General features: G+C 39.7%; 10 protein-coding genes, 1 pseudogene and 1 riboswitch. Of the genes and pseudogenes, 9 read left to right on the top strand and 2 right to left on the bottom strand.

Going from position 1 to position 12,122, the window contains the following annotated elements:
* The first annotated feature begins 248 nt into the window (after window positions 1–248).
* On the top strand, window positions 249–1,619 hold the full coding sequence (locus tag CWS20_RS27085; RefSeq protein WP_066193555.1) for an aspartate kinase: 1,371 nt from the start codon (window positions 249–251) through the stop codon (window positions 1,617–1,619).
* Window positions 1,620–1,667: 48 nt separating this feature from the next.
* Here the strand turns inward: CWS20_RS27085 and CWS20_RS27080 are convergent.
* A pseudogene (locus CWS20_RS27080) lies at window positions 1,668–3,026 on the bottom strand (FAD-binding oxidoreductase).
* A gap of 115 nt (window positions 3,027–3,141) precedes the next feature.
* Between CWS20_RS27080 and CWS20_RS27075 the strand changes: the two are divergent.
* The 7 genes from CWS20_RS27075 (at window position 3,142) to CWS20_RS27045 (ending at window position 10,618) form a co-directional block, all read left to right on the top strand.
* A complete protein-coding gene (locus CWS20_RS27075) occupies window positions 3,142–3,783 on the top strand; it encodes a GntR family transcriptional regulator (protein WP_066193557.1) in 642 nt (213 codons plus the stop codon).
* A gap of 17 nt (window positions 3,784–3,800) precedes the next feature.
* A complete protein-coding gene (locus tag CWS20_RS27070) occupies window positions 3,801–4,832 on the top strand; it encodes a TRAP transporter substrate-binding protein (protein ID WP_066193559.1) in 1,032 nt (343 codons plus the stop codon).
* Window positions 4,833–4,932: 100 nt separating this feature from the next.
* Window positions 4,933–5,427, top strand: coding sequence for a TRAP transporter small permease (locus CWS20_RS27065; RefSeq protein ID WP_066193561.1), 495 nt, complete (start codon window positions 4,933–4,935; stop codon window positions 5,425–5,427).
* The gene (locus tag CWS20_RS27060) at window positions 5,424–6,707 is read left to right on the top strand and encodes a TRAP transporter large permease (protein ID WP_066193564.1); all 1,284 of its coding nucleotides are present in this window, start codon (window positions 5,424–5,426) and stop codon (window positions 6,705–6,707) included. Before CWS20_RS27065 ends, CWS20_RS27060 begins: the two co-directional genes overlap by 4 nt.
* A gap of 24 nt (window positions 6,708–6,731) precedes the next feature.
* Window positions 6,732–7,934, top strand: coding sequence for an aminotransferase class I/II-fold pyridoxal phosphate-dependent enzyme (locus CWS20_RS27055; RefSeq protein WP_066193566.1), 1,203 nt, complete (start codon window positions 6,732–6,734; stop codon window positions 7,932–7,934).
* Window positions 7,927–9,543 carry a M20/M25/M40 family metallo-hydrolase gene (locus tag CWS20_RS27050; protein WP_066193568.1) on the top strand — a complete coding sequence of 539 codons (1,617 nt, stop codon included), beginning with the start codon at window positions 7,927–7,929 and terminating at the stop codon, window positions 9,541–9,543. Before CWS20_RS27055 ends, CWS20_RS27050 begins: the two co-directional genes overlap by 8 nt.
* Before the next feature lie 343 nt (window positions 9,544–9,886).
* Entirely contained in the window at window positions 9,887–10,618 is a 732-nt protein-coding gene (locus tag CWS20_RS27045) for a TerC family protein (protein ID WP_101226460.1), read from the top strand.
* A gap of 132 nt (window positions 10,619–10,750) precedes the next feature.
* On the opposite strand, the gene CWS20_RS27040 is transcribed toward CWS20_RS27045, so the two are convergent.
* Window positions 10,751–11,266 (bottom strand): QueT transporter family protein, encoded by a 516-nt coding sequence (locus CWS20_RS27040; protein WP_066193575.1) that lies wholly within the window; start codon window positions 11,264–11,266, stop codon window positions 10,751–10,753.
* 9 nt (window positions 11,267–11,275) lie between these two features.
* A riboswitch (PreQ1 riboswitch) is annotated at window positions 11,276–11,320 on the bottom strand.
* Window positions 11,321–11,750: 430 nt separating this feature from the next.
* Here CWS20_RS27040 and CWS20_RS27035 point away from each other — a divergent pair.
* Window positions 11,751–11,882, top strand: coding sequence for an FbpB family small basic protein (locus tag CWS20_RS27035; protein ID WP_083957267.1), 132 nt, complete (start codon window positions 11,751–11,753; stop codon window positions 11,880–11,882).
* The last annotated feature ends 240 nt before the right edge of the window (window positions 11,883–12,122 follow it).

Genomic DNA, 12,122 nt, shown 5'->3' with positions numbered 1-12,122 from the left:
CTAAGACCAAAATGACAAGGGTGTAAGCGGAAAACTGTACACAAGAGTGTTAATCGAGACTAAACTAATGTGCTGGCGAATGGAAACCTTGCTGTATAGCTTTTTTTTATCATTGAAATTAAAATATGACCATCATCTGTTTCTCTAAGAAATACAAATGTTCTCACTCGGAGGAAAAAATTCTTGATTATTTTCCAAACAGTAGTAGAATAAATGTATAAATTGTGATTAGATTGGGAGATGTCTTGATGAAAGTCGTAAAGTTTGGCGGTTCTTCACTGGCTACAGGAAAACAGCTGGAAAAGGTATTCAATATCGTTACATCAGATCCAAGTAGACGAATTATTGTTGTTTCGGCACCGGGGAAACGAAATGCGGAAGATGAGAAGGTTACAGATTTATTAATAGCAAGTGGGCTTCATGCTATGAATGGAGAAAGCCCGCAGCCATTTATCGATCAGGTTATTGGACGCTATAGGGATATAGCTGAAGATCTTGCATTACCGCCAACCATCATCGAGACAATTAAAGATGATTTGCTCTCCAGAGTGAATGGCAGTCAAAGTGATCCAGAACAGTATATAGATACACTGAAAGCAAGCGGCGAAGATAATCATGCCAAACTTGTTGCATGCTATTTTCAAATGAAAGGCGTACATGCGAAGTATATGAATCCAGGTGATGCGGGCTTAATTGTAACGAATGAGCATGGAAATGCACAGGTGCTGCCTTCAGCTTACAACAAGCTTGTTGAACTGCGCGACTGTGAGGAAATCATTATTTTCCCTGGATTTTTTGGCTATAGTGAGGAAGGAGACATCTTCACTTTTTCAAGAAGTGGTTCAGATGTGACAGGGTCGATATTAGCTCATGCGGTTAAAGCTGAGCTGTACGAAAATTATACGGATGTTGATGCTGTATTTTCGGTAAATCCAACCTTTGTTGAGCATCCAAAAGAGATTAAGGAACTCACATACAGGGAGATGCGCGAACTGTCCTATGCCGGATTTACGGTTTTGCATGATGAAGCGCTCATTCCAGCTATTCAGGCCGGCATTCCTGTGCAAATTAAGAATACAAATAATCCCGCAGCAAAAGGAACGAAGATTGTTAACTCAAGGGATAATACAAACGGGCCTGTTGTTGGCATAGCGAGTGGCGGAGGATTTTGCAGCATTTATGTCAGCAAGTACTTATTAAACAGGGAGATTGGTTTTGGCCGCAGACTTTATTCCATTTTAGAACAATACGGAATTAGCTATGAACATACTCCTTCTGGCATTGACGATGTGACTGTGATTATCCGTGAAAATCAGTTAGACGCAGAAGAAGAAAATCATATTATTGAACAAATTGTTTCAGAACTGCAGGCAGATGAAGTGAATATTCAGCACAGTCTTGCACTTATTATGGTGGTAGGTGAAGGAATGCGCCATAATATCGGCACGATGGCAAGGGCGGCAAATGCATTGGCCCAAGCCGAAGTGAATATTGAGATGATAAACCAGGGCTCTTCTGAGGTGAGCATGATGTTTGCAGTGAAGGAAGTAGATGAAAAAAGGGCGGTTCAAGCATTATATAATGAATTCTTTCAACCAGCTTCAGTATTGACTGTGTGATTGAATGCTCAAAGGTGCACGATATAGCGTGCACCTTTTATTTTTCTATTAAGAAGGAAAAATTTTTCCAGGATTCATAATGTGATTGGGGTCGATTAGGTTTTTAATATTTTGCATCAGTTCCAGCGACTCGCCATGTTCCTCCTGCTGAAACTTCATTTTGCCAAGGCCGACTCCGTGCTCTCCAGTGCAAGTTCCTCAATATGATAGCGCAAGCTGCACAATGTGTTGATCTATTTCATTTATTGTCCTTACCTCTTCGGCATTGGCGGGGTCATACATGCAAATCGTATGAAAATTTCCATCGCCAATATGCCCGAGAACTCCGCCTTCGATGTTATATTGATTAATCTTGTCTCTAGCAAACTTTACGACTTCCCCAAGTTTAGATATAGGCACGCATACATCGGTGCCGCCGGCTTTAAGTTTCGGGTTTTCATGCCGAAATGCATAAGCCAGTTCATGTCTCGCTTTCCACAAGAGTGCCCTAGCTTTAGAATCCGCCTCAGCTACCCAATCCTCGCTGCCAAGATCAGCTGCAATCATTTCAACTAATGAAGCCTCCTCGTTAATGCCGGCTTTACTCCCGTGGAATTCAAAGAATAAGGACGGTTTTTCGGGATAGCTGGTGTCGCTGTAATCATTCACTTTCTTCATGCTTACTTCGTCAACCAGCTCCATTCTCCCTACTGGTATACCAGCTTGAAGCACTGCTTGAGCTGCTTTTACTGAAGATTCGATTGATGGGAAAGAACAGCGAGCAGCCAAGATTGCTTCAGGTATGCCCTGTAATTTTAATGTGATTTCTGTAAATATCCCGAGTGTACCTTCAGAACCAATAAATAGGCCGTTCAAGTGATAACCTGATGAAGATTTTTTCGCTAGGCTCCCGACCTTAACTAATTGGCCGTTAGGAAGGACTATTTCTAATTGTAAAACTTGATCACGCATCGTACCGTAACGAACTGCTGATGTGCCGCTTGCATTTGTAGCAGTCATTCCGCCAATTGTCGCATCTGCACCAGGATCAACAGGAAAAAAAAGTCCGTGTTTATTTATGGCTTCGTTGAGCTCCAGACGTGTCATACCAGGCTGGACAGTAATCAGCATATCCTCTGGATTAAATGAAACGATTTTATTCATCTTCTGAAAGCTGATGGATATTCCTTTTTTTATCGGAGTGGCCTGTCCTTCCAAACCAGAGCCTGCTCCAAAGGGTACAATCGGAACTTGCTGGCGATTGGCAAATTGAACGATTTCAATGATGTCCTCCTTACTTGCTGGGAAAACGACAATATCAGGCTCAACGGGTGGATGATAGGATTCATCTTTACTATGTTGAAAGAGAATCGTTTCGTTCTGGCTTACTTTTTCATTTCCTAATATTTGTATAAGTTGGCTGTACATATTTATGCACCTCAATAATAATATTATAAATTTTTTAAAAATTCATTTACTTCTATTTTATCAGACATTATTATTATTTGTATACTGTATACAGATAAAGGGTGGTAGATATGGTTTGAAAAAAGTTGCAAGAGTTCAGTCTTTGGGGGAGCAGGCTTATAACATTATTAAGCAGGCGATTATTTCTGGTGATGTAAGTGCAGGCGATTTTTTGCCTGAAGAAAGAATGGCAGCAGATTTAGGCATTAGCCGCACACCGATACGGGAAGCATTGCAGCTTTTATCTGCTGAAGGGCTTGTTGAGCTTGCGAAAGGCAAACCCGCAGTAGTGGCATCATTTACATATCAAGAAGCGATGGAGCTGTTGGAAGTAAGGAAAATCTTAGAGACTAGCAACTTAGAGATGATTGCTAATAAATCGATTCATACAAAGTTTATTGAGCAATTGGAGGACCATATTATCAAACAGGAGAGAGCATTTGAAAATCAGGACTACCAAGAATTCAATGATTTGGATCATGATTTTCATTTACTTCTTGCAAGCAAAAGCAGAAATAAGGCATTGGTTGAATTGGTTAAGCAGCTAAACAGTCAAGTAAGCAGAGCATTTATTATATTATCCAAAACGCTTCCAGTTAGTATTCCGGAAGCGATTGAAGAACATAAATCCATTGTCAATGCTTTAAAACATAAAGATATTCAATCAGCAAAACTGCAAATGGAGTATCACTTAAACAATGTTGGCAAACGCATATAACTAGAGGAGGAGATTAGATGAAAAAGAGATTAGCAGTTGTTGTGTTAGTGATTGCCATGTTCATAATAAGTGCTTGTGGCAGGCCTTCTGGTGCGAATAATGAAGAGGGCGGTAGCGATGACGGTGATTCCCAATATACATTGAGGGTCGCTTATCTTGTACCTGAGGAGCAATCGACACATATTGCAGCATTAAATTTTAAGAAAAAAATAGAGGAAGACACTGAAGGGAAAATTAAGGTTCAATTATATCCAAATGGTTCACTTTACGCTTCTGACCGCGAAGCAATTGAAGCTGTACAGCTTGGGAATATTGAAATGACCATCCCTGCTGTTGCGCCGCTGGCATCTTTTAATAAAAAATTTATGGTTTTCGATCTGCCATTTCTTTTTAGTACAAATGAAGCTGCCTATAAAGCGCTTGACGGAGAATTAGGGCAATCTTTATTAGACGACCTGTCAAACAACGATTTAAAAGGATTGGTATTTGCTGAAAATGGGTTCAGAAATATTTCTAATAATAATGGTCCTGTTGAAAGTCCGGGTGATTTACAAGGGATTAAGTTCCGTACATTAGAAAATCCTGTTCACACAGATACGTTTAAAGCTTTTGGAGCAAATGCATCTCCATTTGCCTTTGGTGAATTGTATACTGCACTGCAGCAAAAAACTTATGATGCGATGGAAAATCCAATCTCACTTTTCTATACGAATAAGTTTTACGAAGTACAAGACTATTTAACGCTTAGCGGACATGTGTATGCAGCTACAATCTTAGTAATGAATAATGATTTCTACAATAATTTGCCGGAGAATCTTCAGAAAGTGGTGGATGAAGCATCTGTAGAATATCGGGAACAGCAGCGCGAGCTTGCTCATCAGCAGGATGAGGAATTTTTGCAAAAAATCAAAGACAATGGCACGAAAGTAAACGAACTAACTGCCGAGCAAAAACAAGCGTTCCGAGATGCAGCGCAACCAGTATATGACAAATATGTTCCTGAGATAGGTGAGGATTTAGTGAAGCAGGCATTGGAGGCAAACAAATAAAATAGAAAAGGTCTCCCCAGCTATTGTCTAATGGGGCGGCTTTTCTTTTAACTATAAAAAATTTATTAAACCTAAAATGCTTAAAAGGAGCATGCATGCCATGAAGATGAAAGATCGTTATATTGAAGAGATTTTCCTTGTGCTGACAATGATAGTCATGGTGCTGCTCATATTCGCACAAGTAATAGGAAGATATGTGTTTTCTGCTGCACCGAGCTGGACTGAGGAACTTGCGAGATATATACATATCTGGCAAGTATGGATTGGTGCCAGCTATGCCATTAGGCTGAGAGAGCACATTAAAATCGAGGCGTTTACTAAATTGTTTACTAAATCTGTACAAAAGGTATTTGAAACATTGGCAATCCTCGTTTGGTTTGCGCTTGCTTTATCATTGGCCATTTTAGGCACGCAATTGGTTATAAGCAGCTTGAGAAACGGCCAGCTTACACCTGCGATGCAAATTCCGATGTGGATTCCTTTTTTGGCTATTCCAATCGGGGGAGCAGGAATGTCGCTCCGTTTGATACAGCAGCTATGGATGATATGGCGGTCTGATTCCTCAGATTATAAAGAAGGGGGAAATCCGGTATGACAGTAGCGGTCTTATTCATTTCGCTATTTGTATTTTTAATCATTGGCGTCCCTATTGCCATTGCTCTCGGAGCCTCCGCCTTAGTAACGATTTACTTTACTACGACACTTCCTTTAACCATTATGACACAAAAGGCGTTTACGGCCCTTGACTCATTCCCATTATTGGCTATTCCATTTTTTATGCTGGCAGGCGTATTAATGGGGAAAGCAGGTGTTTCAAGAAGGCTTCTGACACTGGCAACGATGCTAGTCGGCTGGATGGTCGGCGGATTGGCGATGGTTACTGTTGTGACATGCATGTTTTTTGCTGCCATTTCTGGATCTGGACCGGCAACAGTAGCAGCAATCGGTTCTTTTATGATTCCTTCTATGAAAGCAAAGCAATATGATGAAGGCTTCGCTGCCGCTTTAACGGCCGCATCAGGGTCAATCGGCGTAATTATCCCTCCAAGTATACCATTCGTCATGTACGGTGTTATCGGCGGTGTCTCAATCGGCAGTATGTTTTTAGCGGGAATTATTCCCGGTATGATTATTGGGCTTGGATTAATGGTTGTCTCATTTTTAATTGCGAAGAAGAAAGACTATAAACCGGATACATCGATTGACTATTCCTTTAAGGCCGTTTTAAAAGCGATTTATGATGCAAAATGGGCGCTTTTAATTCCTGTGATCATATTGGGCGGAATTTATGGAGGTATATTTTCTCCAACAGAAGCAGCTGTTGTTGCTGTAGTGTATGCCACTCTCATCGGTATCTTTGTTCATAAAGAATTATCGATGAAGGATATATACGAATGTATTCGTGAATCGATTGTGATCAATGCGACGACTATGATTATCGTTGGTTTATCAATATCGTTTGCCTATATTATGACGCTTGAACAAATCCCAAATAACATTGCGGGATTCATCACAGATTTATCAAGTAATCCTTTAGTCATTTTATTAGTCATTAACTTAATTTTGTTGGTTGTAGGAATGTTTATTGATACGATTTCGGCTTTGGTAGTATTAACACCTATACTGCTACCGATTGTGACAGCTGTAGGGATTGACCCGATTCATTTTGGCGTTATTCTAGTAGCTAATTTAGCGATAGGCTTTATCACGCCGCCATTGGGCGTTAATTTATTTGTAGCTTCAAGTATCGGCAATGTGAAAATTGAAAGAATCGTTTCAGCGATTTTACCATTCTTATTATCTATGTTAATCACATTATTCTTAATTACTTATATACCGGTATTATCCACTTGGCTTCCAGGTTTATTGAAATAGGAAGTAACAGAAAGGTAGAGAAAAATGACACGTTCATTAAATTCGCGCGTATTGCAGCTTGAGGTGCCTGGCATCAGGAAAATTTCGAATCAGCTGACTGATTATCCGGATGCAATCAACCTAACAATTGGTCAGCCAGATTTCCCAACACCTAGTCATATTAAGGAAGCGGCAATCACTTCAATCTTGGAAGATTATTCAACCTATACACATAATGCGGGACTTCTTCAGCTCCGTGAAGAGGTTCAAGCGTTTTATGATGATCAATACGGCGTACATTATGATGCAAATGATGAAGTGATTATTACGATAGGGGCAAGTGAAGCCATTGATACAGCTTTTAGAACGATATTGGAGGAAGGGGATGAGGTTATCCTATTCGCTCCTGCGTATACTGGCTATATTCCGTTAATTGAGTTATGCGGTGCGAAACCGGTGATCATTGACACAACGGATAGCGGCTTTAAACCGACATTGAAGCAATTGGAATTAGCTGTTACCAAAAATACGAAAGCCATATTGTTTAATTACCCTTCTAATCCAACCGGCGTCGTCTTATCAGCAGATGATTTGCTGCCTATAGCCCAATGGTTAAAGTCACAGGAAGTTTATATTATTTCGGACGAAATCTATAGTGAAATTACTTATGAAAAGGACCATGCTTGTATCGCTGCTTTCGAAGGAATGCGGGAGAGGACATTAGTGATAAACGGGCTCTCCAAGTCCCATTCAATGACAGGATGGCGCTTAGGCTATATACTCGCACCAAAATATATTAGTGACCAAATGGTAAAAGTGCATCTTTATAATTCTGTTTGTGCTTCGATCACGAGCCAATATGCAGCGATTGCAGCATTAAAACATGGCAGGGATGACCCTAAGCGAATGAAGTTGGAATATCAAAAAAGGCGTGACTTTGTCTATGCAAAATTAAAGCAGATGGGACTGGAAGTTGATAAGCCAGAAGGAAGCTTTTATATCTTTCCTAAAATTCCGGCCACATTTAAAGATGCTCAACATTTTGCTTCTCTGCTTTTAAAGCAAGGAGGAGTAGCGGTTGTTCCAGGCAGTGCGTTTACACCTTTTGGAGAGGGCTACATAAGGATAACCTATGCCTATTCTATGGAGATGCTAATAGAGGCGATGAACCGACTGGAAAGGTTTTTGCAAGGACAACATCCAATCTTCACTGATTATTATTTAAGGGAGGCTTCCACCAATGAGTGAAAAAATGTTTATGCAGTCTGCTGATCAAATGTTAACTACATTATTGGAACTAGTTGCGATTGATAGTGTAACTTTGTCTGCGGGGGAGAAATATTTTCCCTTAAGAGTGGAGCAGGTGTTAAAGCGAATTCCATATTTTCATCGAAATCAGTCATTAGTGAAAAATCATCCAACCTCAGATGGGCGGTCGATTTTAACGGCGCTGTACAGGCATGAAGAAGCGACGAAAACAGTAGTAATGATTAGTCACTTTGATGTAGTGGATATTGAGGATTATGGCGAATTACAGCATCTTGCATTTAATCCGGTTGAATTGACGAAGGCGCTTCATGAGCGTGTTGACGAACTGCCTGATGATGCAAAGGATGATTTGCTATCGGGAAACTGGCTATTTGGACGAGGGATGATGGACATGAAATGCGGACTTGTACAGCATATGTCCCTTTTGGAAAAAGCCGCTTTTGAGGAGTGGAAAATAAATTTAGTTTTAGTAACTGTTCCTGATGAAGAGGTCAACTCGGTAGGAATGCGCGAGATTGTACCAAAGCTTGTGGAAATGGCTTCTGAGCACGGTCTGAAGTATACACTCTATTTAAATTCTGAACCGATGTTTTCCCAAGTGCCTCAGGATGAACAGCGCTATTTTTACACTGGTACAATTGGAAAAATCATGCCTGGTGCACTTTGTTTTGGAAAAGAGTCTCACGTAGGTGAGCCATTCTCTGGTATGAATGCCTGCTGGATGTCCTCTGTACTTACAGGAGAGGTTGAGTGGAATGAAGCACTATCAGAAACAGTAAATGGGGTCATGTCGCCGCCGCCAACATTATTATTGCAAAGGGATTTGAAAAAGGGATATACGACACAAATTCCGCATCGGTCTGTAAGTTTGTTCAATTTGCTGTTAATGAAGCGCACGCCAGTGGATGTCATGGCAGAAATGAAAGAGATTGCAAATCGTGCGGCTGAAAAAATGGAAGAATTTATAAAAGGGAAATATAAATTAAACCAATTAGATGATTCGCAGCTATCTACCATTCAAGTTTACTATTATGATGAATTGCGTAATTACGCAATGAAGAAGACAAGTGAAGAATATATTGAAAAAATGGAGCAATCGATCGCAAATGAAACAGATGGGGATATACGGGAGCAAACGATGCAAATTGTTGATCAGATGGCAATGCTGTGCCAGGAGCTCGGCCCGATGATTATTCTCTTCTATGCGCCTCCATATTATCCTGCGGTCAATTCAGTAAAGGACCCAATCATTGAGCAAATAGCCTCTTCACTAATTGATTACTCCCGCCATTCACATGATGAGGAATTAAAAGCAGTGGATTATTTTAACGGTATATCTGATTTAAGCTATGCAGGTCTGCATGCCGATTTATCAGATATGGACAAATATAATCGAAATCTGCCTGGCGGAGAAAAGCTCTATTCGATACCGTTTGAAGATATGGAGAAAGTGACTGCACCAGTGATAAATGTCGGTCCATTTGGAAAGGATGCCCATCAAAAAACGGAAAGATTGCACGTGCCATTTTCATTTGAAAAATTACCTAAAATGCTCCAGCATTTAATGAAAGTACATGAGAGCCAATAACAGTTGAAAATTTCACCTTGACAATTAGTAATATTTAGAATAAGATTGTTGTATCAAATGAATAGTGTCTCCTAAAGGGGAGTAGCTTTTACAGCAAAGTCGTCAGTTCGGAGCAAATGCTCTCGGCTTTGTTGGCAACCATTAACTGTTGTTAGCAAGACCTTTACCAATCGGTGAAGGTCTTTATTTGTTTTTTGGGCCTTTACCGGAATCGGTAAAGGTTTTTTGTTTTTAAGTGAAATAAAAAGGGAATGTTAAGCAAAAGATAATGGCACTCACTAAATTTCACTATAAACAATGCTTGTCTGGAGTACTGTTACATAAAAAATAGGAGGTTTTATCTTTGGAATTATCATTATTATTTGAGTACGGCTGGGTATTATTAGTATTGATTGTCCTTGAAGGATTATTAGCGGCTGATAATGCACTAGTTTTGGCCATCATGGTCAAACACTTGCCTGAAAAAGAAAGAAAGAAAGCACTATTTTATGGATTAGCAGGTGCATTTGTATTTAGATTTGCTTCATTATTCGTTATTTCATTCCTTGTTGACGTATGGCAGATTCAAGCGCTAGGTGCCGTATATTTAATCTTCATCGCATTTAATCACATCTATCGGAAACTGGTCGTCAGCAAACATGATCCGAAGAATCAGACTGGTAAGAAAACAAAAAACGCCGGTTTCTGGTTGACAGTTCTTAAGGTTGAAATAGCGGATATCGCATTTGCAATTGACTCTATTCTGGCTGCGATCGCCTTAGCTATGGCGCTTCCTGCCACAGGCTGGGGAACAGTTGGAAGCATGGATACAGGACAGTTCCTTGTTGTCTTTGCCGGAGGTATGATCGGTTTAATTATCATGCGTTTTGCAGCTAATATCTTTGTTGATTTGCTTCATAAGAGACCAGGGCTTGAAATCGCCGCTTTCTTAATTGTCGGTTGGGTAGGTGTTAAGCTCTTAGTAACTACGCTAGCGCATCCTGCATTGGCAATTTTGCCAGAAGGATTTTCACATTCAACTGGCTGGAAGGTAACCTTCTATGTCGTTCTTATCCTGATTGCTGTAGGTGGATGATTCCTATCTAAAGAGAAGAAGGTTGAAGATGGCGCAGGTGACGATGACAGGCTGGATCAAGCATTAGAAGAAGAGAAAGCGAAGGAATAATAAAAAAGCTGGTGCAGCGATTGCACCAGCTTTTCAAGCAAATTAGAAGGTTTGACTTGCCTTCGTTTTGCCAGTAATTAATCTATAGAAGTTCACACGTTTATTTAATAAATAAATGAGCGGCATTCCAACAAGCAGAACAATGAATTCACCTATGGCTGTTGTAGCCCATGTAAACATGAAAGGCAAGCCGACTGCCAATTTCAGTTCAAGTGCGATAATCCACATCATGAAAGTAAATACAATCGTGTTGGCAATCATTCGTCCCCAAATATTCTTTATAAATTTGCAAATGAAGATGGTAATTAGCAAACAAATAATAGAATGGCCGACACCAAAGATGAGATCATATGCTTTCATAGGTGAAAATAACAGGTTGGTCAGGAAAACGCCGAGCACAATCCCGTAAATATATTTCTTATCAAAGATGATCAGGTGATTAAACATTTCTGCTATGCGAAACTGAACAGCAGAGAATGCAATCGGTTGAACAAGCATGGAAACAGCAATATATAAAGCTGCTAAAATCCCGTTCGCAACAAGTGTTTTTGTATTCATTTATGTTAACGCTCCTTAGTTTTTTATCGTGGGATGGTTTCGAACCACGTCATTCAACACAAAGACTGATTTTATACTAGAATCATATAGATGTCAATATGATTCTAATATATGGTAAGGGTAAAGGCGGTGTGAAAATCGACCTATATGAGAACAGATTGAGAATGTTGGTATATGTTGTATTACAGAAGGTAGTAAATAGAATGCCTTTGTAAACGTTTTGTTAAGATATTGTGTCTAAATTATTTAAAAATAATATTATGAGCCAAAAGTCTTGACATTTTCATTGTTTCATATTAATCTGAATTTAACGAAAATTTATTTGCGGATGAGGTTTGTCTGATGAAATGTGTAAGATTTTCTTACAAAGACAAAAGGACGCATCGTTAAAAATATTTTCATCCTTTACTTGAGGCACAAGAGAGTGTTTCAAAAAAATAAATAGTCTGAAAATATAGTTATCAACAGATAGGAGAGTTCACAAATGAGAAAGAAGAAAGTATCGTATATTGAATTAGTCAGAAAGAATAAAGAGGAATTATTAAAAGATCGCGATCAAATCGAAATGATTGAAAAGCGCATCGATGCAAAGCATGAAAAAGTAAATGCGAAGTAATGCTTTCAAATAAAAGAGGGAGGACCTTTAAGAGGTCGCTCCCTTTTATTTGTGGTTTCGAAAACCCCTGGCTATGCCGGGGGTTCTAAAGAGCTTCAAGCGTGGTATTAAAAAAACCTCACTTCACATGGTAGGATAAAGTTGGTTTCCCGACCACTTTATCTCGCCATAGAAGGAGGTATGCCCCTTGAAGGACATGAATAGTTTAGCACACACAACATGGAATTGTAAGTACCACAT

Source organism: Cytobacillus horneckiae, from assembly GCF_002835735.1.
In the GTDB taxonomy this organism is placed as follows: domain Bacteria; phylum Bacillota; class Bacilli; order Bacillales; family Cytobacillaceae; genus Cytobacillus; species Cytobacillus horneckiae.
The sequence above is the reverse complement of the archived record's forward strand: the minus strand, read 5'-3'. Positions and strand labels throughout refer to the sequence as shown.

What these genes read in the sequence shown, in the direction of transcription:
- CWS20_RS27085 (WP_066193555.1), top strand. Translation starts at nt 249, where the DNA reads ATGAAAGTCGTAAAGTTTGGCGGTTCTTCACTGGCTACAGGAAAACAG.
- CWS20_RS27070 (WP_066193559.1), top strand. Translation starts at nt 3,801, where the DNA reads ATGAAAAAGAGATTAGCAGTTGTTGTGTTAGTGATTGCCATGTTCATA.
- CWS20_RS27055 (WP_066193566.1), top strand. Translation starts at nt 6,732, where the DNA reads ATGACACGTTCATTAAATTCGCGCGTATTGCAGCTTGAGGTGCCTGGC.
- CWS20_RS27060 (WP_066193564.1), top strand. Translation starts at nt 5,424, where the DNA reads ATGACAGTAGCGGTCTTATTCATTTCGCTATTTGTATTTTTAATCATT.
- CWS20_RS27050 (WP_066193568.1), top strand. Translation starts at nt 7,927, where the DNA reads ATGAGTGAAAAAATGTTTATGCAGTCTGCTGATCAAATGTTAACTACA.
- CWS20_RS27065 (WP_066193561.1), top strand. Translation starts at nt 4,933, where the DNA reads ATGAAGATGAAAGATCGTTATATTGAAGAGATTTTCCTTGTGCTGACA.
- CWS20_RS27040 (WP_066193575.1), bottom strand. Translation starts at nt 11,266, where the DNA reads ATGAATACAAAAACACTTGTTGCGAACGGGATTTTAGCAGCTTTATAT.
- CWS20_RS27035 (WP_083957267.1), top strand. Translation starts at nt 11,751, where the DNA reads ATGAGAAAGAAGAAAGTATCGTATATTGAATTAGTCAGAAAGAATAAA.